Origin of the sequence: Microbacterium sp. S1037, assembly GCF_048381605.1 — a bacterium.
Taxonomy (GTDB): Bacteria; Actinomycetota; Actinomycetes; order Actinomycetales; family Microbacteriaceae; genus Microbacterium; species Microbacterium testaceum_B.
Map to the genome: position 1 here is coordinate 1,055,882 of NZ_JBLWIG010000001.1, position 24,344 is coordinate 1,080,225.

Consider the following 24,344-nt stretch of genomic DNA (forward strand, 5'->3'; position numbering starts at 1 on the left):
GCAAGGCGACCGGATGCCGAGTATCTCCGACGTTGCTCGGCACGCCGGGGTCGCGCTCGGAACGGTCTCGAACGTCTTGAACCATCCCGCCAAGGTCGCTCCGGCCACGCTAGAGAAGGTTCAGAAGGCAATCGCCGAACTCGGCTTCGTCCGCAACTCCAACGCGCAGCAACTCGCGGCGGGGCGCTCGCGCAGCGTCGGACTCGTGGTCATCGACATCAGTAACTCGCTCTTCGTCGACATCGCCCGGGGGGCGCAGCGTCACGCCGCCGAGCTGGGGATGAATGTGCTGGTCGCCAATAGCGACAACAGAATCGATCAACAGCGCGCCGACCTCGACTTCTTCGACGAGGCCAGGGTCAGCGGGATCCTGCTCGCTCCCATGGAGGACGCGAGCGAGGACGTTGCACGTATTCGCCGACACGGTCGTCCGACGGTGATGCTGAACTACGACACCGGGCGCGGGGACTGCTGCCAAGTGCTGGTCGACAATGAGGAGGTCGGCTATCTGGCGGCGCGTCATCTCATCGACATCGGCCGTACCAGCCTGGCGTTCGTCGGGGGGCGAGACTACCTGCAGCCTGTCGCGTTGCGGCGACGAGGTGTCCGCCGCGCGGTCGCGGAGGCGGGCGGGCGCGTCACGCTGGAAGAGGTTCCCACCGAGAATCTCGATCCCCCCGGCGGGCTCCGCGCAGCTGAGGGGCTCGTGGCGAAGGTGCGCGGCGGTCGTCTCGACGGGGTGATCGCCGTGACCGATCTTCTTGCGATGGCGATCATCCAGGTGTTCGGTGCGCAGGGCGTCGACGTCCCCGGCGATGTCGCGGTGATGGGCTGCGACCATAACTCCGCGGCGTGGGGTGGGATGATCCCGCTGACGTCGGTGCAGATGCAGGGGCTCAACATGGGTCGTGAGGGACTACGTCTGCTGCTGGCCGAGATCGCGGCCGGCCCAGTCGGGCATGAGCACGTGACGACCGTGCTGCGCCCCGAGCTCGTCGTGCGCGAAAGCACGGTCGGGCGAGCTGCCGCGCTGACGCAGCTCTGAAGCGCTTCAAAAAGTTCTTGACGCGCCCGATGGTGCCCTGCATAATCCTCTTGAAGCGCTTCAATGAACGAGGCGCGTTTTCGAGGAGGAAAAGTGTCCACAGCATTCACGCGCTCGCGCCGCACAGCCGCGCTCATCGCTACCGGTGCCGCCGGTCTGCTCGCGTTGACCGCGTGCGCCGGCGGAGGAGGCGCGGCATCCGGTTCGTCGTTCTCGTTTCTGGTGAATCAGGAGAACACCACGATTCCCGAGGTTCTGAAGACTCTGAGCACCGACCAGTGCAAGGCGGAGAACGATGCCCAGGCGTTGCAGGTCGAGACGGTGCCCCAGACGCAACTCGACCAGAAGCTCCAGCTGCTGGCGGGGCAGAATGCTCTGCCCACCCAATACGCCGCGGGCAACGCTCCCGCGCTGACGAAGGAACTGGCCAAGGGCGGTCAGGTGCTCGACCTGGAGAAGACGCTGACCGACCTCGGGGTGATCGACCAGATCGAGCCCGCTGCGATCTCGACGATCGAGCAGCTCTACGGCGGCTTCAACGTCTTGCCTTACCAGTACAACATCGAGGGCATCTGGTACAACAAGAAGCTCCTCGCCGACAATGGCATCGATGTCCCCTCCACGTGGAGCGAGCTCACCGCTGACGCGGCGAAGCTCGAGGGCGCGGGCGTCCAACCGTTCTCCGCGTCGGGCGAGCAGGGGTGGCCGATCACCCGATTGATCAGCGGCTATATCTTCCGCGACCTCGGTCCCGACGCTCTGCAAAAGGTCGCCGACGGACAGGCGAAGCTCACAGATCCCGAGTACGTCGCCGCGGCTCAGGCCGTGGCCGATCTCGGCACCGCCGGCTACTTCGGTCAGGGCGTCGGGTCGATCGACTACGACACCGCCTTCAACACCTTCCTCACGGGCAAGTCGGCGTTCTTCTACATGGGCAGCTGGGCGCTCGCGAACTTCGCGGACGACGCGGCCAACCAGATCGGGTCGGAGAACATCGGATTCATGCCGTTCCCGAACGTGCAGGGTGGCGCCGGTGATTCCAGCCAAACTCCGGCGAACGTCGGTCTGCCCATGGCTCTGTCGGCCAAGGCGTACAACGACAACACCGGCTCATGGCTCACCTGCATTGCGAAGAACTACGGTGCTCAGTCGCTGTCGGAGGCGAACACGATCTCGGGGTTCAAGGTCAACGGTGATGTCAAAGCCGATGAGCTGACCACCCTCGTCCAAGACCGCATCGCATCCACCAAGGAATCGGTGCTGTGGTTCGAGGCCCTGTTCAATGCCAAGGCCACCGAGACCAGCCAGAAGAACGCCGCGCAGCTGGTTACGGGTGCCATCTCGCCGCAGGACTTCATGAGTCTGGTCCAGGCCGACTTGGGCTGACGCCGTCCCGAGGTGGGGGCCGTCTCTGCGGCGGCTCCCACCCTCCACTCCCGCTCGAAGGAACACCCATGCACAAAGTCCTCGGCGACAAGCGGGCGATTGCGCTCCTGCTCGGACCCGCTCTGCTCGTCTACACGCTCGTGATGCTCATCCCGGTGGTGTGGTCGCTCGGCTACACCCTGTTCGAGGGCAATGCGATCTCGGGATTCGAGTTCGTCGGGATCGAGAATCTCGCGCGACTGTTCAGCGACCCGCGCGTCGCTGAAGCGCTGCGCTTCACGCTGTTGTACGCGGTGATCATCACCGCCGGCCAGGTGCTGCTGGGCTATTTGCTGGCGTTGTTCTACGTGTTCGTCCTCCGCAACCGGGGGAGTGTGGTGCGAACACTCGTCTTCTTCCCGGTCATCATTCCCACGGTCGCCGTCGCTCTGATGTTCCAGAAGCTGTTCGAGGTGGCTCCGCAGACGGGTCCCGTCAACGCTCTTCTGAATGTCTTAGGGATCAGCTCGATCGACTGGTTCGGAAGTCCGGTGAGCGCGATCGTGGTCCTCGTCATCATGGATCTCTGGCGGTCCATGGGCTTCTACGCGGTTTTGCTCTACACCGGTCTGTTGGACATCCCCGACGACATCATGGAGTCCGCCCGCCTCGACGGCGCGAACGGATGGCGGATGGTGCGCAGCATTGTGCTGCCGCTGTCGCTCCCTGTGCTGCTGTCGTCGATCATCTTCTCGATCAACGGAACTCTGAAGGTCTTCGACTCCATCGTGGCGCTGACCAACGGCGGCCCGGGAACCGCTACCACTCCGCTGACGCTCTACATGTTCCAGACGTCGTTCAGCTACGGCGAGTACGGCTATGGCGCCTCGATCGCGCTGCTGCTGACTGTTCTGTGTCTGATCGTGACCGTGTTCATCTTCCGGTCGTCCCGCCGCGACGTCACGAAGGGCTGATCCCATGTCCACCACTACGCTGCCCAAGAATCCCGACGCCGTCCGCCCCGGCGGCCGCCGCCGTACCGTGCGCGGAACAACGATGCGCCGTCTTCCCGGCTCGGTCCTGATCGCGCTGCTCGTCGCCATCGAGGTCCTGCCGCTTCTCTGGCTGCTCATGAACTCGTTCAAGAGTCAGGACGAGTTCCTCAACGCGCCCACGTGGGCTCTGCCGCGCTCCCTCAACCTCCAGAACTACGCGGACGCGTGGGTCACGGGGAACATCGGTCAGTACCTCGGGAACAGCGTCCTGGCAGTGTTCCCCGCCCTGTTCCTCATGCTGTTGCTCGGAGTAGCCGCCGGATTCGTGCTCGAGGTGATGGTCTTCCGCGGAAGGGCTGGCATTCTGCTGCTGTTCCTCGCGGGCATCATGGTGCCGGGGCAGATGATCCTCCTGCCCCTGTTCTCGGTGTATTTCCAAGCCGGCATCACCGGATCGCTGTTGCCGCTGATCATCACGTACACCGCCACCGGGCTGCCGCTGACCGTCTTCATGATGGCCACCTATTTCCGCGCCATTCCCCGTGAGGTGTTCGAAGCCTCAACTTTGGACGGCGCGTCGATCTTCCGGTCATTCTTTTCGGTCGCACTGCCGATGGCACGCAACTCCATCGTCACCGTCGGCCTCGTGCAGTTCTTCTTCTTCTGGAACGACCTGCTCATCGCTCTGACCTTCACCAACTCGTCGCAATTGCGCACCGTGCAGGTCGGGCTGCTGAACTTCACCGGTCAATTCGGCGCGACGCAGTACGGCCCGCTCTTCGCCGCGATCTGCATCAACGTCTTCGGCATCCTCGCCATCTACCTGGTATTGAACCAGCGCATCATGGCAGGCCTTGCGAGCGGGGCGGTCAAGGGGTGAGCGCGCCGCGACATCTTCGTGCCGCGGTCATGACGGGAGTGGATGCCACACATGTCGAGCAGCGTCCAATGCCGGTGCCAGGCCCTCTCGACGTGCTCGTCGAAGTGCGTGCCGTCGGTGTCTGCGGGTCCGACGTGCACTGGTATCGCGACGGGCACATCGGCTCGACGTGGGTCACCGAACCTCTGGTACTCGGGCACGAGGCCTCCGGGGTCATCGTCGAGGTCGGTGCCGACGTCTCACCTGAGCGTGTCGGTTCGCGGGTGGCCATCGAACCGGGAGTCCCGTGTGGACGGTGCGGCGACTGTCGCGCGGGCCGGTACAACCTGTGCTCGCACGTGCGGTTCCTCGCGACGCCGCCCGTCGACGGGGCCTTTGCGAGCCACCTCGTCATCCCCTCGGACTTCGCGCATGACGTGCCGGACGCGCTCGACGACGATGAGGCGGCGCTCATCGAGCCTCTTGCCGTCGCACTGTGGGCCGTGCGCAAGGCCGGCGTCGGACTCGGTGATCGCGTCCTTGTGAGCGGCGCGGGTCCCGTGGGCCTGCTCGTGCTTCAGGTTGCTCGCGCTGCAGGCGCAGACGTCACTGTCTGCGACCTGTCTGACCAGAGGCTCTCCATCGCGCTCGACCTCGGTGCGCAGAGAACGATCGATGTCGCGAACGAAGCCTTGTCTGGTGAGTTCACCGCGTTGGTGGAGTGCTCGGGAGCACCTTCGGCGGTGATGGCCGGCGTCACCGCCCTCGGCCGCGCCGGCCGAGCGGTCTTCGTCGGCGTGGCGCGCGATGGGCACGTGACACTGCCGCTCGACATCGTCCAATCACGAGAGATCACCGTGACGGGGACGTTCCGCTATGCCCACCAGTACCCGGATGCCATCGCGCTGGCGTGCAGTGGGCGGCTCGACCTTCGCCGCCTCGTGACGAGCACTCATCCGTTGAGTGGCGTCCACGAGGCCCTCCTTCTTCCCGGACACGACCGTTCCGCGCTCAAGCCCATGATTCACCCCCAGCAGGATGAGACGACCTCCGCATGACCATCGACGTATCCCCCCCCACCTTCGAGCACCTGCCGGGTGCGCTCGGAATCGGTGTGCCCGAACCGAGGCTGTCGTGGAAGACCACGGCGCCTGCGCGGTGGCGGCAGAGCGCCTATGAGCTCGAGGCGGTCTCTGATGGAGGGCCACCTCAAAGGGTGCGGGTCGAGAGCCGCGAGTCCGTCCTGGTGGACTGGCCGTTCGAGCCCCTCCGCTCGCGACAGCGCGCGTCGGTTCGTGTGCGGGTATGCGGTGACGACGGGGTGATCTCCGATTGGTCACCGTCCGCGCCCGTCGAGACCGGGTTGCTTCACGCTGATGACTGGGTGGCCTCGGTGGTGGGTCCCGCGTGGCAGGAAGACGCCGAAGAGCTGCGCCGACCGCCACGCGTGCGCACGTCGTTCTCCGTGGCGTCGACCGTGTCGCGAGCCAGACTGTACGTCAGCGCTCACGGTCTGTACGAAGTCGAGATCAACGGCCAGCGCGTCGGAGACGACGCCCTCTCGCCCGGATGGACGGTGTACGGGCAGCGTCTGCGCTACTACACCTACGACGTGACCGAGCACCTCGCCGTCGGGGAGAATGCCATCGGTTCGTGGCTCTCCGATGGGTGGTACCGCGGTCGACTCGGCTTCCACGGCGGGTATCCGAATCTCTACGGCAGCGACATCGGTCTCATTGCACAACTCGAGATCGAGCATGCCGACGGCACGCGCACCGTGGTGGCCACCGATGAATCCTGGGAAGCGGCGCCGAGCCCCATCATCAGCACGGGTCTCTACGAGGGCGAGCGTTACGACGCGCGTCTCCAGCGCGACGATTGGGCGACGGCCCCTGGGCGTGAGTGGTCCGGGGTTCGAGCACTGCCCGTCGACCACGCCACGCTGATCGCGCCGGAGGGCCCTCCCGTGCGTTGCACCGAGGAGCTGTTGCCTGTCTCGGTGACCACGTCGGCGTCGGGTGCGTGGATCCTCGACTTCGGTCAGAACATCTCGGGCAGGCTCCGCCTCGAAGTGAAGGCCGACGAAGGCCGCGTCCTCACTCTCCGTCACGCAGAAGTGCTGCAGGACGGGGAGCTGTACACCCGCCCCCTGCGCGGCGCGGCGGCGACCGACGTGCTGATCGCAGACGGCTCGCGCATCTCGTGGGAGCCCCGCTTCACAATCCACGGCTTCCGCTACGCCGAGATCACAGGGTGGTCCGGCGAGATCGCCCCCGGGGACGTCGTCGCCCGGGTTTACCACACAGACATGGAGCGGACGGGATGGTTCGAGTCATCAGACCCCCTGCTCAACCGACTCCACGAGAACATCCGGTGGTCGATGCGCGACAACTTCGTCGACATCCCGACCGACTGCCCCCAACGCGACGAACGGCTCGGCTGGACAGGTGACCTGCAGGTCTTCGCCCCGGCTGCGTCCTACCTCTACGACTGCTCGGGGATGCTGCGCTCATGGCTCCGTGATGTCGCTGCCGAGCAGCTCCCCGACGGCACGGTCCCCTGGTACGTCCCAGTCATCCCCGGCGGCGACGAGTGGACGCCGATCCGCCCGGGCGCGGCCTGGGGCGACGTGGCCGCACTCACCCCCTGGACGCTGTACCGGCAGTTCGGTGACGAGCAGATCCTGCGCGATCAGTACGACTCGGCGAAGCGCTGGGTTGACCTCGTCGCCCGGCTAGCCGGTCCCTCGCGGCTGTGGAACACGGGCTTCCAGCTGGGCGATTGGCTCGATCCCGCCGCGCCTCCGCACGACCCCGCGGATGCCACGACCGACCGATATCTGGTCGCCACCGCCTACTTCGCCTGGTCGAGCCTGCACCTCGCGAAGGCCGCGGGCGTGCTTGGCAAGGCCGACGATCAAACGACGTATGCGCGACTCTCTGCAGAGGTGAAGGCCGCCTTCCGTGCGGAGTACGTCGCGGACTCGGGTCTTCTCACCAGCGATGCTCAGACCGCTTATGCCCTGGCGATCGAGTTCGAGCTCGCTGCCGATCAGGAGGAACTCGCGCGCTGGGGGAGCCGGCTGGCCGATCTCGTGCGCGCGGGCGGCAACCGTATCGCCACCGGATTCGCGGGTACTCCGCTCATCACAGATGCCCTCACCCACTCCGGTCACGTCGACGTCGCGTATGACCTGCTTCTCGAACGCGAGTGCCCGTCGTGGATGTACACGGTGCTGTCGGGCGGGACGACGACGTGGGAGCGGTGGGACAGCCTGCTGCCCGACGGCACGGTGAACCCGGGAGGGATGACCTCGTTCAATCACTTTGCACTGGGGGCGGTGGCGGACTGGATCCACCGCACAGTAGGGGGCCTCGCCCCGCTCGAGCCGGGCTACCGGAGGATCGCGTTCGCGCCCCACCCGGGTGGGGGCCTGGAGTTCGCGCGGACCGCGCACGAAACGCCCTATGGCCGGGCGGCGATCGAGTGGCGCCTCGACGAAGGGGTGATGCGGGTCGCCCTGACAGTGCCCACCGGAGCGTCGGGTGTGGTCAGCCTCCCCGACGGCGAGGTGGTCGAGGTCGGTTCCGGTGTTCACGAACTGCGATGCCGGATGCCGAGGTACGCGCCGGTCTGACCTCTCAGCGCCCCGGCGGCAGCGGCTGCTGGTACACGTCCGGAACGTCGTCGCCGTCGGCATCCACCTCTTCGTCGTGCGCCAACTGCTTGTAGCGACGGTTGCGGACGAGGAGCACGCAGGATGCCAGGACGGATGCCAGGAGCGAGGCGACCATGATCGCGATCTTCGCGTCGTCGGTGTGCGGCGAGCCGTCGCCGAAGCTCAGCTCGGCGATCAGCAGCGACACCGTGAAGCCGATACCCGCCAGCAGACCGACGCCCGCGAGGTCGATCCACTTCAGCGCGGGGTCGAGACGCACCTTCGTCACCAGGGTGAGCAGGCGCACGCCCAGCAGGATGCCGATGGGCTTGCCGAGAACGAGACCGGCGACGACGCCGATGGTTACCGGGTCGGTCACCGCTCGCTGCAGGCCCTCGCCGCCCCCGACCGAGACGCCCGCCGCGAAGAACGCGAACAGCGGGACGGCGACGCCGGCCGAGATGGGGCGGAAGCGGTGCTCGAACTGCTCCGCGAGGTCCATCGCGTTCGCCTCGCGACGGCGCGACGCGGCGACCGGGATCGTGAAGGCGAGAGCCACACCGGCGATGGTGGCGTGCACGCCCGACGCGTGCAGGAAGGCCCACGCGGCGAATCCGATCGGGAGCAGAACGACCCATGCGGCCCACGGTGTGCGGGCGAACCACGCGCGGGCGCGGTGGGCGATCACGCCGTAGACGACGACGAGCACGGCGAAGACGCCGAGCGGGAGCAGCGCGATGTCACTGGTGTAGAAGATCGCGATGATCGCGATCGCGATGAGGTCGTCGACCACGGCGAGGGTCAGCAGGAAGATGCGCAGGGGGCCGGGCAGGTGCGAGCCGACGAGGGCGAGCACGGCGACGGCGAAGGCGATGTCGGTCGCCGTGGGGATCGCCCAGCCCGCGAGCAGGCTCGGCTGGGTGTGCACGATCGCGACGTAGATGAGCGCGGGCACGGCGACGCCGGCGAAAGCGGCCGTGACGGGGACGATCGCGGTATTCAGCCGGCGGAGGCTCCCGACGACGATCTCGCGCTTGAGCTCGAGACCGACCAGGAAGAAGAAGATCGCGAGGAGGCCGTCCGCGGCCCACGCTCCGACGCTGAGCTCGAGGTGCCAGGGCTCGTAGCCGAAGCGGAAGTCGCGCAGCGCGAAGTACGCCTCGGACGCCGGGGAGTTCGCCCAGATGATCGCCGCGATCGCGGCGACGACGAGGAGCATCCCGCCGACGGACTCGCGGCGGAGCAGCGTGGTGACGCGGTGGACTTCGGCGTACCCGGGCCAGCTCGGCGCGCGGACGGTGTCATGGCTCATGAGGCCTCCAGAGGGGTCGATCGACGAAATGTCGACCAGACTTCCCGACGCACCACCGTCTAGTTTACGGGCAGCCAGCGCGGCCCTCACTCGGGCCTGTCGCGGGGCTCGGCGCATCGAGCATTACTCGATAAGAACGGGGACGATCGGTGATGCGCCTATTGCGTTCTCTGGCTAATCGCATCTCGATTTCGCCATCGTGATGGAGAACCCATTGAATGCGCGCCGAGAATGCGGCAGAGCACCGCGTGCGCGCGACGCCGAGACCGCAAGGCGCCCATCGAAGTGCGGCGGAGTGCCTCGTCGCGATCGGTCGGGTGAGCGCGACACGCCGTGGCTGACCCCGCGCGAAGGGTCGTTCGACAAGAGAATGGGAGCGCTCTCAAAGCATACGGAATGATCGTGCGATCGGCTGCCGGGGTGGCTGCGACCGTCTCGGAACTCATCGCGAATTCGGCTCGCCGCGGGCGGATCGTCGTCGTGGCACCGATCTTCCGGGCGCGTGTTCGGAACCCCGACAGAGGGGATCCCTGTGCGCACTTTCGCGCTGGATAAGGGCCGAAACCCACGTGCCACGTCCCTGTACAGTTGCACGCCGTATTGGGCCGCGCCTGTTGCATAAAGGCGTAAGTGGCAGTTCTTGGCCTTTCGCGGATTGGGTCTCGAGCGATGACAGGGGGAGAGTCGTGAGCCTTTTGGAGTCATATGACCCGGTGGTTGAGTCGGCGCGTCGAGTGAATGCGAGCACGCTGCCGACGGGAGGAACTGCTGAGATTCATGATCTGAATTATGTGAGATCTTCGCGAATTCATGCAGAGCCGCATAAAATTTCCGATGATGATGTATCGATATTGAGCGCAGCGCTGGTGGCTCACGCGCGTTTAGATGATGTCGAGAGCTGCGCTCATCTTTTAGAGAGCTATTGGCGGAATTATCACCTTCGCTCTCGCGTCTCGCTGGATCGCCAGGCGAGCTTTTTCCTCGAGGCGAATGCGGCGGAGGCGTATTGCGCTCTCGGGAACATTCCCGCGGCCGCTCTCCATTCACGCCGAGCGCTGAGTATGAGTGCGAATGCGGCTGAATCATTCCGCGCGAAAAGCGTCCTCGCTCTCTGCCTGGGGCTCCGCGGGGATATGGCGGCGGCATCCGTTGAGGTATCGAAATGTGACGGCCTCGCACAGCGAAACGACCCTTCTTGGTCGCAAGATTCTTACATTCTGAACATGGCGCGATTCCTTGTCCTCGCGAACGATCAGGACGCCGACGGTCTCCTGCGCACGGCGGCGAACCTGCGCCAGTCGGACGGGAGCGATGACTGCGTGCACTACGCGGCCGACGTGGTGACGGTGCAGGCCCAGGTGCTCTCCGGTGACATCGACGAAGCCGTCTGCCTCGCCAGCGACCTGCTTGCCAGCGGTTCGTCGCGCGGTCACTGGACGGTGCGGGCGATCCTGCTGAGCCTGCACTTTGACATCCTGCTGCTGCGCGGGGAACCGCGACGCGCGCTGGCCGTTCTGAGCGCCTGCGACCCGCCGGTCCCGCCCCTCGTCTGCGTAGAGGTCCACCGCGCCATGGCGTTGCAGATGATGGGGGACTACCGGTCCGTCCTCCGGGTGACACAACCCTGTCTCGGGCGCATCGCTGAACACGGCCTGCGCGCAGCCGTGGCGATCATGCTCGTGCGAGGCGTGGCCCAGCACCGCCTCGGCGAGAACGTCAGAGCGCGCCGGTCGCTGACGGACGGCTTGCGGATGGCGGCTCGTGGGTCCCTTTCGTCGGCTGCCTTCGTCGGCTTGGCCGGCGTCGATCTGAGCGAGGTCGTCCGGTGGCTCGGTGACGTGACGCCGGAGGCGACGGTCCTCCTGTCCCAGCTCGAGCGATACCGCCGCAGCCTGTCGAATCCTCCTCTGCCATTCGTCGTTCCGGTCTTGACGTCGCGCGAAGAGTCTCTCGCCTGGAGCATTTATCACGGCGCGTCGAACAAAGACATCGCCGAAAAGGATGGCGTCAGCGTGAATACGGTCAAGGTGCAGTTGAGTACGCTCTACCGAAAACTCGGAGTGGCGAGTCGAGAGCAAGCGCTGGCGTTTCTGGATGAGCGCGACTTTTTCATGTCCTCGGTCAATGAGCAGCTCTTCTGTGAACGATTGAAAAGGGAGTGACATTGATTCGGCGGTGTCTTCCCTCTTGAGGGGAGATGCTGCCCGACTCCTGGTCGCGGCCATTTCGGGTCGATGCTGTGGCATCGGACGCGCGCTGCTCCGAGTGACCGGCTCGGCGCACGGAGCCGGCTCCTCGTCTTCCCCCGCGTCGTCGCCGACGGCGCCCGGCGCTGGCCACGCCCGCTGCCGTGCGGTGCGCGCGGAAGCCGCCATGAAGGCATGGTATTAAGCGCGGGGATTAGGTCGGGTATTAAAGATTTCGCACTCTCGGATGTGATCAATACGGTCGGACCCGGTATCCGTCGGACGTCATCCGAAGACGCGACGGATTTCGTGGCGCGCACGGTCTCTACCCGAACGAGACCGATCGTCGGATCGCGAGTATCACCGCCGGAATCGGCGCTATTCGCCGAGCGGAAGAAATGCCTGCATATGAATGAGAAGATTGCGCGCATCGCGCTGGTCGTCGCCGTGTCTCTGGGGTTGATCTGCTCGGGTACGTCAGCGAGCGCGACCGAGTTGCGCCCCGCGGTCGGCGCCGCCGTCTCATCGACGACGGCCGTCCCGCTCGAGCGGAGTCTCTCGCCGGTGCGGCCGGCCTCGATCCCGTCCGGAGTGGCGGCGTCGTTGACCTGCGCCCCGCAGACCCTCTACTCGGTCTCCTCGTCCGGTCAGCTGAGACGGATCGCCAACGGCACGGTCTCGTCGGTGGGCACCGCGGCGCAGGGGGTGTCGTCGTTCAACGGTCTGGGTATCGGTGCCAACGGCACCGCCGCATTGGCCTATGAGCGCACCAACTCGGCGAGAACGGCGACGATGTACTACTTCGACGGAACGAAGTGGGTCCGGACGACCGACACCTACACCGATAACTCGGTGACCTCGTTCGTCGCCGGAGCGCTCGATCTGAGCACGGGGAACTACTACCTCGGGGGCTACAACGCTCAAGGGCGGTTCCTCCTGACCCGGTACGTGCCCGCGACCGGAGCCTTCACGTTCGTCGGCTCGGTCGACACCTCTTCCGCCGGCGGCGGAACACTCAACGGCGACATGGCGTTCGACGCGAGCGGCAACCTCTATATCGTCGGCAGCGACACCAGCACGACGATCTTCTCCGTGACGGGGGCCTCCCTCGCCGCGGCGAGTGGCGGAGTCATTCCCTCGTCGCCGTCGTTCAGCTTCAGCACGGGGGGCTTCACCGGTATCAACGGGATCGCGTTCAACACCAGCGGCAGCATGTTCCTCGGCAACGGCACGACCGTGCGCGAGTACGACACCTCCACGGGCACGCTGATTTCGGTCGTCACGACGGGACTGAACAGCAGCACGGATCTGGCCAGCTGCAACTCGCCGGCCAACCTCACCCTCCGCAAGGACGTGGCGGCGCGCGTCGCGAACTCCGACCAGTTCACCCTCTCCGTCGCGCGCGGCTCGACCGTCTCCGGCAGTGCGACGACGTCCGGTTCGGCGACGGGAGTTCAGGCGGCCCACGTCGGCCCGCTCGCCGTTCTGCAGGGCGCCACCTACACGTTGACGGAACAGATGGCGCCCGGATCGAGCAGTTCGATCGCGAACTACGCGAGCAGTTTGAGCTGCGTCGATGAGACCGGCGCCGCCATCGCCGTGGGCGCGGGATCGACGGTGACGATTCCCAACCGCTCGGGCGCGAGTGTGGACTGCACCTTCACCAACCGGCCACTGACAGCGAGCGTCACGGTGCACAAGGTGGTTCAGGACATCCGCGGAGAGAACCCGCTTCCCGGGAGCGGATGGACACTCGGCGCGGCGACGACCTTCACGACCGGTTCCGGCACTGCCTCGCCGTCCGCGACCACCCAGGTCACCTCGGCATCCGGAAGCGTGTCCTGGCAGCTTGCCTTCGGTGGCACCTCGGCGCTGGCCCAGGTGACGGTCTCGGAGCAGCAGCAGAGCGGGTGGCGGTTCGTGAGCGGCGTCTGCACCATCGCCCGGGCCGGGGGCGGCAGCCAGACGGTGCCCCTGGCCAACGCGGCCGGTGCCGCTCTGTCGAACATCGCGCCCGGCGATGCAGTCGATTGCACCCTCACCAACAAGCCCGTCTCGGGCCTGTTGACATTGAAGAAGCAGGTCGACAACACGTACGGCGGCAGCTCGACACCGGCCGACTGGACGCTGACCGGAACGGGACCGCAGACGATCACGGGCAAGACCGGCGAGAGCGCGATCACCTCCGCGGTGGTCGCCCCCGGCTCCTACGTGCTGTCCGAATCGGGCGCGCCCGCCGGCTATCAGGCCGGAACCTGGGCCTGTACAGGTGGCACCGTGACCGGTGCGTCCGTCGCCGTGGCCGCTGAGGCCGACGTGGTGTGCACCATGACGAACGCGAGCAGGCCCGGAAGCGTCGCCTGGACCAAAACGTCGAAGACGACCGGCGACTTGCTGTCCGGATCGGAGTGGACGGTCTCGGGTCCCTCGTTCGCCGCGCCCAACAACGTTGTCGTGGACTGTGTCACGAGCCCGTGCACCGGGCTGGACAAGGATCCCACTCCGGGGGCGTTCCGCCTCGAGGCGCTGGCCTGGGGGTCGTACACCGCCACCGAGACCCGGGCGCCGGTGGGCTACATCGCCGCGGGCTCGCTGGCCTTCACGGTGACCGCCGCCAACGCCGGCACGTCGCAGGACCTCGGTCCGCAGACGAACGAGCAGCAGCCGGCGGCCCGCCTGCCCCTGACGGGCGGCATCGGATCGGATGCGTTCGTCATCGTCGGCCTCGGCACCCTCGTCGGCGCGACCGCCATCGGACTCATCCTGAAGCTCAGGCGCCGGCTGCGGTCCTCGCGCTGACCGTCCGCCTTCCCCGAACATCCCCTCTTCACGCCGGTTGCCGCCGACCACGGCCGCCATGGAAAGAAAGTGAGAACCACATGTCCACCAGATCGATGCGGCTGCGAAAGCTGGCCGCCGGCATCGGAATCGCGGCCCTCGCCGCCCTCGGGACGATAGCGGCGAGCGGGGCGGCACATGCCGCCGATCCGGCGAGCCCGTCGAATATCACGGGTACCACTGGAACGCTGACCATCCACAAGCACGCGGGTGAGCCGGGCGCCGCCGGAAACGGCACCGAGATCACCGATCCGAGCGCCGTCCAGCAGCTCGGGCAGGCCCTGTCGGGCGTGCAGTTCTCGGTGCAGCGCGTCGCCTACAACGGCACGGCGATCGATCTCACCACCGCCGCCGGCTGGGACCAGGCCGCGACCGCCACGCCCGCGACCGTCACCTCGGCGCCTTTCTCGTTCTCGAATTCGACCACGGTCACGACGGGGGCGGACGGACAGGCGGTTGTGGCGGACCTCCCGTACGGTCTGTACTACGTCAGCGAGATCGATCCGGGCCCCAACCCCATCGTCTCGCCCGTGCAGCCCTTCCTCGTCTCGGTGCCGTACCCGAACCAGGGCACCTGGCTGTACGACGTGCACGTCTACCCCAAGAACAAGCTGAACGACACGACCCCGACCAAGTCGGTCTCCGCCCCGGACGCGCCGGTGCTCGGTTCGACGGTGGTGTGGACGGTGGATGCTCCCCTTCCGGCGCTGGCCGCGGGCGACACCTACCGCAGCTTCTCGATCACCGACGACCTCGACGCCCGCCTGTCCTACACCGGCGCCACGGTTTCGGTCGACGGGACGACGCTGGTGGAGAACACCGATTTTACGGTGTCGGGCAACGTCAAGATCACCTTCACCACGACCGGTCTGTCGAAGCTCGCTGGCAAGACCGCCGTTCAGGCGAGGATCTCCACGAAGGTCACGAGCCTCGGCCCCGACGGCCAGATCACCAACACCGCCGTGGTCAACACGAACGGGTCCGACCGTGAGACCAACACGCCGCAGACGAACTGGGGCGCGGTGGTGATCCAGAAGACGGATGCCGCGACCTCCAACGCCCTCGCCGGAGCGATCTTCGAGGTGTACGACGCGAAGAGCGGCACCCTCGTCACCGGTCCGCTCACCACCGACTCGACCGGAAAGATCTCGATCGACGGCTTGTGGGTCGGTAACGACTCCGTGACGTCGCGCACGTACTGGGTGAAGGAGACGCAGGCGCCGGCCGGATACGTCCTCCCCGCCGACCCGTGGACCCAGGTCACCGTCAACGCCGGTGGAGCGACTGCGCCGACGACGGTCACCCTCGAGAACACCCAGCAGACGGGCCCGAACCTCCCGCTGACCGGTGGTGCGGGAAGCACCCTGTTCTCGATCCTCGGCGGCGGCCTCGTCGTCGCCGGCGTCGGAACCATCGTCGCTCGCCGCGTGCGGGCGAAGCGGTCCTGACCACATGAAGCCGGGAGGGGCGGGCTCCCCCTACGCCACCTCTCCCGCAGCCGGGACCGACGTCGCGCCGCACCCGCGTCGACGTCGGTCCTGGCGTCCCCTCGGCGACGATCTCCGGCACCCGGCATCCCGCCGACGGGCCCGTCGTCGCCGGTGGCACCTGCCGTGGGGAACGGTGGTGTTCGCGCTCGTCGCGTTCGTGGGCGTTCTGCTGCTCATGTACCCGACGGTGGCGAGCTGGTGGACGCAGTACAACCAGTCGCGGCTCATCGTGAGCGTGGAGACCGACCTCGGCGCGACGACCCGCTCGACTCGTAGCGAGGCGCTGTCCGAAGCGCACTCCTACAACGCCGCCCTCGTGGGCGGGGCATTGATCGAGGCGGGGGCGCGCGTACCGACGGGCTCTGGTGCGCACGCACCGGGATTCGTCTACGACGATCTGCTGCGCGCGAGCGCCGACGGGGTGATGGCCCGGCTGCGCATCCCCGCGATCGATGTGGATCTGCCGATCTATCACGGCACGAGCGACGCCATCTTGGACAAGGGGGTCGGTCACCTCGAGGGCACGTCGCTGCCCGTGGGCGGCGCCGACCAGCACTCCGTGCTCACCGCGCACCGGGGGCTCGCCGGGGCCACGCTCTTCGACGACCTCGATCAGGTCGTCGTCGGCGACACGTTCACCCTCGAGGTCTTCGGCGAGGTGCTCACCTATCGTGTGCGCGATACGCGGGTGGTGCTGCCGGAGGAGACCGAGGCTCTTCTCCCGCAGGCCGGTGAAGACCTCGTGACCCTCGTCACGTGCACGCCCTTGGGGATCAACACCCATCGCATCCTGGTGACGGGAGAGCGCGTGACTCCGACGCCGCAGGCCGACGTCGACGCCGCGGGGCAGGTGCCGGACATCCCTGGTTTCCCCTGGTGGGCCGTCGTCATCCCGGCATCCTTCGGCGCGCTGTGCGTGCTGGTCTATGCCGCCGGACGCCCACCGAGCACTCGCCGGGTCAACCGGCCAGATCGTCGCGCGTAGGCGGGTCCATTCCCTCGCGCCCGACGGTGATCGCGGCGGCACGCGCCGCGCGATTCAACAAAGCCAGCACGGCCTCGTGGTCGAGGGACCGGACTCGCGCGCGCAGCTCGTCGATGTCGCCGGGGATGTTCAGGATGCCGTCGAGCAGCGTCCCCATGAACGTGTCGCCCGCGCCGACGGTGTCGACGACCGTCGTGGAGACGGCGGGGATGTCGACGGTGGTGTGGGCGGTGACGGCGAGGGATCCCGCTTCGCCGTCGGTGATGACGGCGAGTCCGGCGCCGAGCTCGACCCATCGCCGCGCGACGTCGACGGGCGCGACGCCCGGGTAGAGCCACTCGGCGTCCTCGGCGCTTGCCTTCACGACGTCGGCGAGGGCGACGAGAGCCTCGACGCGCGCGGTGGCGTCATCGTGGCCGCCGGTGAGGGCGGGGCGGATGTTGGGGTCGTAGCTGATGAGTGCCGTCGCGCGGGCGCGCTCGGCCGCGGCGCGGACCTCGTCGGCACCCGGTGCGAGTGTCGCGGCGACGGATCCGGTGTGGAAGATCCGCGCGGCGGGGATCTCGACGGGGGAGGGCAGCACCCAGTCGATGTCGAAGTCGTAGGTCGCGTTGCCGTTCTCACCGATGGTGGCGCGGGCGGTGGCGGTGCGCTCCGGTGTTCCGGCCGTGACCAGGTCGACTCCGGATGCCGAGAGCCACGCGTTCAACGCGGCCCCGCGCTCGTCGTCGGCGACGCGTGCCACGAGCGTGGCGTCGCGGCCGAGCCGGCCGAGAGCGACGGACACGTTCGCGGGGCTGCCTCCGGGCCGCTCGGACGCTCCCGCCGCGGTGGTCACGATGTCGACGAGGGCCTCGCCGAGCACGGCGACGTCGTGGATGTGGGCTTCGGTGGTCGTCATCCTGGTCCTTCCGGTGGGCGATCGCCTCGCCGTCATCATGGTGCATCGAGCGTGCCGGCGCGAACGCGGCCGGGTCGGGGCTGTGCCCTCAGGCGGAGTTCAGGCGCGACGCGCCGGTGCGCGGCGGGCGGGGGCGGCGTGTCGCGGCCGGACTCCGCCGGACGGTACGGATGCCGGGGCCCGAACTCCGCGGGACGGATCGGGCTCCGGCCCGTCCCGGGAGACGGGACCGGAGCCCGGGCGCACGCGACGTCAGGCCGACAGAGCGGCGGGCTGGGTGATGACCAGGCGGTCACCCTGCCAGCCGACGGGCATCGGGTCGGTGATCCCGCCCACGAAGCGACCGTCGACGCCGACATTGCGGAACGCCAGCAACTGCCAGCGGCCGGCGCGATCCCGGATCAGACGGCCGACGTAGAGGTCGTCGTCGGTGAGCGGCGTCGCGGTCGAGATGTCGAACGGGCCGAGCACGCTGTCGGCGGCGACCGCCCACACCGCCCCTCGCGGGTGGCGTGCGCGCACGGCATCCATCGCCTGGGCGGGCATGCACGAGAACAGCAGCACGGCGCGGCCGTCGACCTCTTCGACCTGGGTCACCTCGAGCTGGCCGAAGCCCTGGTCAGTGGGCTCGCTGACGGGCGCCTGCAGCGTCCACGTCTCGAGGTCGCGCGAGGTCGCGTGAGCCACGACGCCGCTGCCGTTCAACGGTCCCCGGGGTGCGCGGGCGGTGACGTACATGTGCCAGCCGTTCCCCGCGGGATCGGCGAACACCCACGGGTCCCGGAAGGCCTCGTCGTGCCAGTCGGTGGTCGCGAGACGCTCGTAGATCTCGCCGTCGGCCTCGAGCACCGGGTTGGCGGGGTTCTTGTGCCACGTGTACAGGTCGTCGCTGGTGGCGTAGCCGATGCGCTGCACGTTGCGGCCGTCCTCGCCCAGGCGAGAGCCCGTGTAGAAGAGGAACCAGGTGCCGTCGTCGCGGCGCACGGTGGAGCCTGTCCAGGTGGCGAGGGCGTCGAAGTCGTCGGCACCGCCCCGGACGAGCGCATCGGCGACGCGTTCCCACGAGACGAGATCGGTCGAGACGGCGTGGCCCACCGAGGCACGGTAGTGGCGGTCCTCCGGATCGTGCAGCGCGCGCGAGGCGTACAGGAAGAACAGGTGGTAGCGGTCGCCGTCGTCGGCGAACCAGAAATCCCACACGTAGGAATCGGCGAGGTCGAACACGTCAGGCACTCTCTTTCAGCGCAGCGCTGTGCTGCGGGGCTCAAGGGGTCGGGGGTCTCAGGTCGCCACGCGTGGTCACCGCGTGCGGCGCCGGGCGAGGCTTCCGCCGGGGCGCTCGGCCGCCCCGGCGGAAGGATGCGCGATGGCGACCGCTGCTGCATCGAGCACGGCGCCATCGAGTCGGTGGGTCACCCCTTCACCCCGCTCGCGGCGATGCTGCTCACGAACGCGCGCTGGAACACCAGGAACACGATCAGCACGGGGAGGGTGATGAGCGAGGTGTAGGCCATGACCTCACCCCACGCGGTGTTGAGCTGGAAGAAGTACTGCATGCCGACCATGACCGGCCGCAGGTTCTCTTTCTGCACGACCATGAGCGGCCACAGGTACTGGTTCCACGCGGGAAGGAACGTGAGGATCGCGACCGTCGCGAACGCCGGGCCCGACAGGGGCACGATGATCCGGCGGTAGATCGTGAACCAGCTCGCCCCGTCGATGCGGGCCGCCTCGTCGAGCGACTGCGGGATCGTCGAGAAGTACTGCGCGAACAGGAAGATCGAGAACGCGTTCGCGATGAAAGGCACGATCTGCACCTGGTAGGTGTTCAACCAGCCGAAGTCGTACTTCAGCACGCCGCCCTCCATGACGAGGGTGGGCAGCTGGTTGACCCAGTAGACCATCGGCACCGCGATCGTCTCGAAGGGCACGATGAGCGTCGCGATGACGAGGGCCATCACGACGACCCGCCCCTTCCACCGCAGTCGCGACAGGGCGAAGCCCGCGAGCGAGTTCACGATCAGTCCCAGTCCGACGGTCAGCACGGTCACGAGGATCGAGTTGAAGAGGAACTGCCCGACGGGAACGCGGTCGAAGACCCCGAAGTAGTTGTCGAGGCTGATGTCGCCCGTGGGCAGGAACGCCGCGGGCGAGTTGATGTCGCGGAGGATCTGCGCGTCGGGCTTCAGGCTCGAGACGAACATGAAGACCAACGGGAACAGGAAGAAGACGGCGAGGATCGACATCGACACGTAGGTGAGGATGCGACCGGTACGCCCCTCCGACGAGCGGGTGCGCTGCCGGGTGGACGTGGTCTGACGCGCTGTGCGTGCGGTGCGCTCGGGGCGCTCCAGGATGCCGGTCATATCAGTTCTTCTCTCGGGTCAACCAGCGTTGGATGAGCGCGATGATCAGCACGGCGACGAAGAAGAGGAGGGAGATCGACGCGGCGTAGCCGATCTCCTGCTGCTCGTAGCCCTTGCGCACCGCGTGGTACACGACGGTCGACGTCGAGTTGAGGGGTCCGCCCTGGGTCATCACGTCGACCTGGACGAAGAGGCCGAGGGCGGCGATCGTGATCGTCACGAGAACGAACACCATGGTCGGACGCAGGCCCGGCCAAGTCACGTTCGTGAACTGGCGCCACCGTCCCGCGCCGTCCATGCGCGCGGCCTCGTAGAGCTCTTCGGGGATCGTCTGCAATCCCGCGAGCCAGATGATCATGTGGAAGCCGACCGCCTGCCAGATCGACAGCACGATGATCGCGCCGAGTGCCGTGCTCGGGTCGTTCAGCCAGTCGGCGCCCTTCAACGCACCGAAGGTGAGCGTGTCGATCATCGAGTTGATCAGGCCGTCGCTCTGGTACATGAAGCGCCACAGGATCGACACCACGACGATCGAGGTGACGACGGGGACGAAGAACACGACGCGGAAGAACGTCGTGCCGCGCAGGCGCTGGTTGACCAGGACAGCGAGCAGTAGACCGAGGCCCGCCTGCACCGGCACCACGACGAGGGCGAACAGGAAGGTGTTCAGCGCCGACTGCAGGAACACCGGGTCGGCGGTGAAGGCCCGGAAGAAGTTGTCGAGGCCGACGAACCGCGGGGGGTTGGGCGAGATCAAGCGTGCGTTGGTGAATGACAGCGTGAACGCCAGCAGCACGGGGATGATGAGGAAGAGCAGGAGCAGGAGCGCGGCCGGGGCCATCATCGCCAGGCCCGCCCACGTCTCGCGTCCGCGTGCGGAGCGGAAGCGGCTGAGGGATCGGCGCGGCTGCTTCGCCGCGGCGATCGGGGGTGACACGGTCATCAGAGTTCTTCTTTCCCGGGTGCGGTGGGGGCCCGAGCGGGCCCCCACCGCGGGCTCGGCGTTACTTCGCGCCGTAGCCGTCGTTGGACGAGATGTTGGTGTCGATCTCGGTGACGGCGGCATCGAGGGCCGACTTCACGTCGGCGCCGTTCATGATGTCTTTCGCCGCCGTCTCGAACGTGGTCGAGATCACCGCGTACGCGGGGGTCTCGGGGCGCAGTACGGCGTACTCCTTCGAGAACTCCGCGAACGGGCGCAGAGCACCGTCGGTCGAGTTGAAGTACTTCGACGCTTCGGTCGCCGCCTCGGTGGCAGGGATCACGAGCTGCTCGTCGGCGAACTGGGTGATGTACTTGTCGTTGAAGCTGAACTCGAGGTACTGACGGGCGCCTTCCGCGTCGTTGCAGGACGACGAGATCCCCCACTGCCACGAGCCGCCACCGATCTTGGGGCCGTTGCCGAGGTTCGGCGGCGGGAGGATCAGCAGGTCGTCACCGACCGCGTCCACCGCGGCGAGACCGTTCCAGACGCCCGTGTAGCTGAGCGCGACCTTGCCGTCGACGAACTCCTGGTTGCCGACGGTTCCGCCGCTGTTGGCGTACCCGTTCTTGAACAGCGACTGGAACCACTCGCCCCACTTCACGGCATCCGCACCGTTGAGTGCCCCGTCCGCGGTGAGCATGGTGTCGCGGTTGATCAGGTCGCCGCCGAAGCTCTGCAGGAACGGCGAGTAGGCGTAGGGCCACCATTCACCCTTGTCCTCGGCGCCGATGTCGATCGGGGTGTCGTAGCCGGCGGCCTTGAGCGTCGCCAGGGCCGCGTCGAACTCGCTCGCCGTCCACGGCTGGTCCATGGTGGGGATGCGGATGCCATTGGCATCCAGGACCGACTTGCGGGCGAAGATGCCGAGCGCGGCATCCCAGTAGCCGGCGGAGTAGATCTCGCCGTTGTACTTTCCGACGGCGGTCGGGAGCAGCTTGTCGGTGATGTCGCTGGAGATGTTCAGCGGCTGCAGGTAGTTGGCCCACGCCCAGTTGGGCATGATCGGGCCGTCGAGGTCGAGCAGGCAGGGCAGGTCGCCCGAGGCCGCCGCAGCGACGATCGCGTCGTTGTACGCGCCCTGCGGGAACGACTCGGTCTTGACCTCGTACTTGTCCTGCGAGGCGTTGAAGTCGCTGATGATCTGTTCGTAGACCGCGAGTTCAGCGGGGTTACCGGCCGAGTGCGTCCACATGGTCAGCACGGTGCGACCGTCTTCGGTCGTCGTGCTGCCCTGGCCGGCCTGACCGCAGCCCGTGAGCACCAGCGCGGCAGCAACGCCTGTCGCGGCGAGCGGGATGAAGGACTTCTTCATCGTGTTCCTTTCGGTGTGCGGCGACATCGCTGTCGCCATCGTGAGGGGACGCCGGGAGGCGTCAGTCCGTGACCCGGGGGTCCCGCGCGCTGCCGAGGTGCGCGGGAGGGCCGACGGAAGCCCGACGAACGATCGGGCAGTCCATGAGGTGGGGGGAATCGGTGTCCGCCGCGCGGAGGCCGAGGGCGACCTCCATGGCCCAGCGGCCCATGGCCGCGTGGGGGAGCGAGACGGTCGTCAGCGGCGGATCGAGCTCCGCCGCGACCAGCTGCTGGTCGTCGTAACCGACGATCGACAGATCTTCGGGGATCCGGATGCCGTGCCGGGGCGCCCACATGACGACGCCCGCCGCGATCCGGTCGTTGAAGGCGAAGATCCCGGTGGGGCGTCGATCCTCGGGGAGGGCGAACAGCTCGGCGATCGCCTGCTGGCCGCCCGCGGCAGAGGTCGGGGCGAAGACGTGCAGGGCCGGGTCGGGGTCGATGCCGGCCTCCGCCAGGACGTCGAGGTACCCCTGGAGGCGCAGCTCGGCGGCGATGGGACGATCGGCGTCACCGTCGTCGATGTAGGCGATGCGTCGGTGGCCGGCGTCGACGAGCTCTCGGGTGGCGGCGCGGCCTCCGGCGTAGTCGTCGGGGACGACCGCCGGGTAGCCGCCGTTCTCGGGGCGGCAGTCGAGGAAGACCGTGCCGTCGGGAAGGCCCGCCGGAGCCGGGAGCACGCGGTGGTACATCGAGGCGTAGACCATGCCGTCGACGCGGTGGTTGACCAGGGTCGAGATCGCGTCGGACTCGATCTCGGGGTGGCCGTCGGTGTCGACGAGGATCACGAGGCGACCGTTCTCGCGGGCGACTTCTTGAGCGCCGGCGAGCATGCGACCGGCGAAGGGGGTCGTGGCGATGCGGTCGGAGACGAGGCCGATCGTTCCGGTGACGCGGGTGCGCAGGCTCCGCGCGATCGGGTTGGGCGAGTAGCCGACCTCTGCGGCCACGCGGCGGACTCGCTCCTTGGTCTCGTCGGAGATGCGCGATTCGGCCCCGTTGAGCACGAGCGAGACGGTCGCAGGAGAGACGCCCGCCGCTTTCGCGACGTCGGCGAGACGCACTCGAGTCATCGCTCCACCCTCCGTTGGATAATCGATTTATCTTGCTGATAAACCGATTTATCAGCGACCGAGATCAGTGTGCGGTCTGGGGCCCGCCGGTGTCAAGTAACGGTCCGGCAACGGTGGCGGCGGCGCCGGGTTATCGGCATCCGTGGGTTCTGGCGCCCGGGGTGCGCGGGCGTGCCGTCAGGCGGAGTTCAGGCGTGACGCGCCGGTGGGCGGTGCGTGGGGGCGGCGTGTCGTGGCCGGACTCCGCGGGACGGTCCGGGTGCCGTGGCCCGGACTCCGCGCGACGGTCCGGGTGCCGCGGCCCCGGCTCCGCGCGACGGTGCGGATGCCGTGGCGCCGACTCCGCCGGACGGGCCGGGACTCGGTGCGCAGGGCGTGCCGTCAGGCGGAGTTCAGGCGCGACGCGCCGGTGGGTGGTGCGTGCGGGCGGCGTGTCGTGGCCGGACTCCGCGGGACGGACCGGATGCCGTGGCGCCGACTCCGCCGGACGGGCCGGGACCCAGTGCGCAGGGCGTGCCGTCAGGCGGAGTTCAGGCGCGACGCGCCGGTGGGTGGTGCGTGCGGGCGGCGTGTCGCGGCCGGACTCCGCGGGACGGTCCGGATGCCGCGGCCCGGACTCCGCGCGACGGCCCGGGCGCCGCAGCCCGCACTCCGCCTAACGGTCCGGGTGCCGTGGCCCGGACCCCGCGCGACGGACCGGATGCCGCGGCCTCGGCCGTCAGCGCGGGCGGCGCCGCGCGGCGTAGAACGTCACGATGCCCTGGCCGATCAGGTACCCGAAGGACGCCGTGAGGAAGTGGGCCACGGTGGGGGCGCCGTTGGCATCCCACCACAGCATGACGGCGAGGCCCACGGTGCCGATGGCGACGAGGATCATGCCGGTGCGGGCGGTGGGGCGAGTGGTGGCGGTCATGGATGCTCCGGGGGTGGTGG

Annotated in this window: 18 protein-coding genes; 10 read left to right on the forward strand and 8 right to left on the reverse strand. The window is 67.8% G+C overall.

Annotation, left to right across the window (positions count from 1 at the left end):
• Positions 1-13: 13 nt before the first annotated feature.
• The 6 genes from ACMW4R_RS04680 (at position 14) to ACMW4R_RS04705 (ending at position 7,901) form a co-directional block, all read left to right on the forward strand.
• Complete coding sequence (locus ACMW4R_RS04680) at positions 14-1,045, forward strand: LacI family DNA-binding transcriptional regulator (protein WP_418299296.1); 1,032 nt, start codon at positions 14-16, stop codon at positions 1,043-1,045.
• A gap of 93 nt (positions 1,046-1,138) precedes the next feature.
• Positions 1,139-2,431 (forward strand): ABC transporter substrate-binding protein, encoded by a 1,293-nt coding sequence (locus ACMW4R_RS04685; RefSeq protein WP_241492260.1) that lies wholly within the window; start codon positions 1,139-1,141, stop codon positions 2,429-2,431.
• A 68-nt stretch (positions 2,432-2,499) separates the two neighbouring features.
• The gene (locus ACMW4R_RS04690) at positions 2,500-3,384 is read left to right on the forward strand and encodes a carbohydrate ABC transporter permease (RefSeq protein ID WP_058597544.1); all 885 of its coding nucleotides are present in this window, start codon (positions 2,500-2,502) and stop codon (positions 3,382-3,384) included.
• A gap of 4 nt (positions 3,385-3,388) precedes the next feature.
• Positions 3,389-4,285, forward strand: a complete 897-nt coding sequence (locus ACMW4R_RS04695) for a carbohydrate ABC transporter permease (RefSeq protein ID WP_058597543.1) — start codon at positions 3,389-3,391, stop codon at positions 4,283-4,285.
• A 68-nt stretch (positions 4,286-4,353) separates the two neighbouring features.
• Positions 4,354-5,322, forward strand: a complete 969-nt coding sequence (locus ACMW4R_RS04700; protein ID WP_241492259.1) for an NAD(P)-dependent alcohol dehydrogenase — start codon at positions 4,354-4,356, stop codon at positions 5,320-5,322.
• A 326-nt stretch (positions 5,323-5,648) separates the two neighbouring features.
• A complete protein-coding gene (locus tag ACMW4R_RS04705; RefSeq protein ID WP_418299297.1) occupies positions 5,649-7,901 on the forward strand; it encodes a family 78 glycoside hydrolase catalytic domain in 2,253 nt (750 codons plus the stop codon).
• 4 nt (positions 7,902-7,905) lie between these two features.
• On the opposite strand, the gene nhaA is transcribed toward ACMW4R_RS04705, so the two are convergent.
• Positions 7,906-9,234, reverse strand: a complete 1,329-nt coding sequence (nhaA, locus tag ACMW4R_RS04710; RefSeq protein WP_418299298.1) for a Na+/H+ antiporter NhaA — start codon at positions 9,232-9,234, stop codon at positions 7,906-7,908.
• 1,223 nt (positions 9,235-10,457) lie between these two features.
• Here nhaA and ACMW4R_RS04715 point away from each other — a divergent pair.
• From ACMW4R_RS04715 to ACMW4R_RS04730, 4 genes are all read left to right on the forward strand, one after another.
• The gene (locus tag ACMW4R_RS04715) at positions 10,458-11,396 is read left to right on the forward strand and encodes a helix-turn-helix transcriptional regulator (RefSeq protein WP_058597539.1); all 939 of its coding nucleotides are present in this window, start codon (positions 10,458-10,460) and stop codon (positions 11,394-11,396) included.
• 432 nt (positions 11,397-11,828) lie between these two features.
• Positions 11,829-14,219: a SpaA isopeptide-forming pilin-related protein gene (locus ACMW4R_RS04720; RefSeq protein ID WP_418299299.1), complete on the forward strand. Its 2,391-nt coding sequence runs from the start codon at positions 11,829-11,831 to the stop codon at positions 14,217-14,219.
• A gap of 80 nt (positions 14,220-14,299) precedes the next feature.
• Positions 14,300-15,706 carry a SpaH/EbpB family LPXTG-anchored major pilin gene (locus ACMW4R_RS04725; RefSeq protein WP_418299300.1) on the forward strand — a complete coding sequence of 469 codons (1,407 nt, stop codon included), beginning with the start codon at positions 14,300-14,302 and terminating at the stop codon, positions 15,704-15,706.
• Positions 15,707-15,710: 4 nt separating this feature from the next.
• Positions 15,711-16,733 carry a class C sortase gene (locus tag ACMW4R_RS04730; RefSeq protein WP_241492257.1) on the forward strand — a complete coding sequence of 341 codons (1,023 nt, stop codon included), beginning with the start codon at positions 15,711-15,713 and terminating at the stop codon, positions 16,731-16,733.
• On the opposite strand, the gene ACMW4R_RS04735 is transcribed toward ACMW4R_RS04730, so the two are convergent.
• The 7 genes from ACMW4R_RS04735 to ACMW4R_RS04765 all read right to left on the reverse strand — a co-directional run bounded on the left by ACMW4R_RS04735 (position 16,708) and on the right by ACMW4R_RS04765 (position 24,324).
• Positions 16,708-17,634 carry a PfkB family carbohydrate kinase gene (locus ACMW4R_RS04735; protein WP_418299301.1) on the reverse strand — a complete coding sequence of 309 codons (927 nt, stop codon included), beginning with the start codon at positions 17,632-17,634 and terminating at the stop codon, positions 16,708-16,710. The two genes, ACMW4R_RS04730 and ACMW4R_RS04735, sit on opposite strands and share 26 nt — an antisense overlap.
• Before the next feature lie 252 nt (positions 17,635-17,886).
• Positions 17,887-18,858 (reverse strand): glycosyl hydrolase family 32, encoded by a 972-nt coding sequence (locus ACMW4R_RS04740; RefSeq protein ID WP_418299302.1) that lies wholly within the window; start codon positions 18,856-18,858, stop codon positions 17,887-17,889.
• Between the two features lie 188 nt (positions 18,859-19,046).
• Positions 19,047-20,000: a carbohydrate ABC transporter permease gene (locus ACMW4R_RS04745; RefSeq protein WP_058597534.1), complete on the reverse strand. Its 954-nt coding sequence runs from the start codon at positions 19,998-20,000 to the stop codon at positions 19,047-19,049.
• 1 nt (position 20,001) lies between these two features.
• Positions 20,002-20,943 carry a carbohydrate ABC transporter permease gene (locus ACMW4R_RS04750; protein ID WP_153001385.1) on the reverse strand — a complete coding sequence of 314 codons (942 nt, stop codon included), beginning with the start codon at positions 20,941-20,943 and terminating at the stop codon, positions 20,002-20,004.
• A 61-nt stretch (positions 20,944-21,004) separates the two neighbouring features.
• Positions 21,005-22,297 carry a sugar ABC transporter substrate-binding protein gene (locus tag ACMW4R_RS04755; protein WP_363338579.1) on the reverse strand — a complete coding sequence of 431 codons (1,293 nt, stop codon included), beginning with the start codon at positions 22,295-22,297 and terminating at the stop codon, positions 21,005-21,007.
• A 61-nt stretch (positions 22,298-22,358) separates the two neighbouring features.
• Positions 22,359-23,411, reverse strand: a complete 1,053-nt coding sequence (locus tag ACMW4R_RS04760; RefSeq protein WP_418299303.1) for a LacI family DNA-binding transcriptional regulator — start codon at positions 23,409-23,411, stop codon at positions 22,359-22,361.
• 718 nt (positions 23,412-24,129) lie between these two features.
• Positions 24,130-24,324 (reverse strand): hypothetical protein, encoded by a 195-nt coding sequence (locus ACMW4R_RS04765; protein ID WP_058597532.1) that lies wholly within the window; start codon positions 24,322-24,324, stop codon positions 24,130-24,132.
• Positions 24,325-24,344 lie beyond the last annotated feature (20 nt).

Excerpts from the sequence above, each read along its gene's own strand:
- ACMW4R_RS04695 (WP_058597543.1), top strand. The coding sequence starts at position 3,389 with ATGTCCACCACTACGCTGCCCAAGAATCCCGACGCCGTCCGCCCCGGC.
- ACMW4R_RS04750 (WP_153001385.1), bottom strand. The coding sequence starts at position 20,943 with ATGACCGTGTCACCCCCGATCGCCGCGGCGAAGCAGCCGCGCCGATCC.
- ACMW4R_RS04745 (WP_058597534.1), bottom strand. The coding sequence starts at position 20,000 with ATGACCGGCATCCTGGAGCGCCCCGAGCGCACCGCACGCACAGCGCGT.
- ACMW4R_RS04765 (WP_058597532.1), bottom strand. The coding sequence starts at position 24,324 with ATGACCGCCACCACTCGCCCCACCGCCCGCACCGGCATGATCCTCGTC.
- ACMW4R_RS04760 (WP_418299303.1), bottom strand. The coding sequence starts at position 23,411 with ATGACTCGAGTGCGTCTCGCCGACGTCGCGAAAGCGGCGGGCGTCTCT.
- ACMW4R_RS04735 (WP_418299301.1), bottom strand. The coding sequence starts at position 17,634 with ATGACGACCACCGAAGCCCACATCCACGACGTCGCCGTGCTCGGCGAG.
- ACMW4R_RS04690 (WP_058597544.1), top strand. The coding sequence starts at position 2,500 with ATGCACAAAGTCCTCGGCGACAAGCGGGCGATTGCGCTCCTGCTCGGA.
- ACMW4R_RS04725 (WP_418299300.1), top strand. The coding sequence starts at position 14,300 with ATGTCCACCAGATCGATGCGGCTGCGAAAGCTGGCCGCCGGCATCGGA.
- ACMW4R_RS04700 (WP_241492259.1), top strand. The coding sequence starts at position 4,354 with ATGCCGGTGCCAGGCCCTCTCGACGTGCTCGTCGAAGTGCGTGCCGTC.
- ACMW4R_RS04720 (WP_418299299.1), top strand. The coding sequence starts at position 11,829 with ATGAATGAGAAGATTGCGCGCATCGCGCTGGTCGTCGCCGTGTCTCTG.
- ACMW4R_RS04755 (WP_363338579.1), bottom strand. The coding sequence starts at position 22,297 with ATGAAGAAGTCCTTCATCCCGCTCGCCGCGACAGGCGTTGCTGCCGCG.
- ACMW4R_RS04680 (WP_418299296.1), top strand. The coding sequence starts at position 14 with ATGCCGAGTATCTCCGACGTTGCTCGGCACGCCGGGGTCGCGCTCGGA.
- nhaA (WP_418299298.1), bottom strand. The coding sequence starts at position 9,234 with ATGAGCCATGACACCGTCCGCGCGCCGAGCTGGCCCGGGTACGCCGAA.
- ACMW4R_RS04715 (WP_058597539.1), top strand. The coding sequence starts at position 10,458 with ATGGCGCGATTCCTTGTCCTCGCGAACGATCAGGACGCCGACGGTCTC.
- ACMW4R_RS04730 (WP_241492257.1), top strand. The coding sequence starts at position 15,711 with ATGAAGCCGGGAGGGGCGGGCTCCCCCTACGCCACCTCTCCCGCAGCC.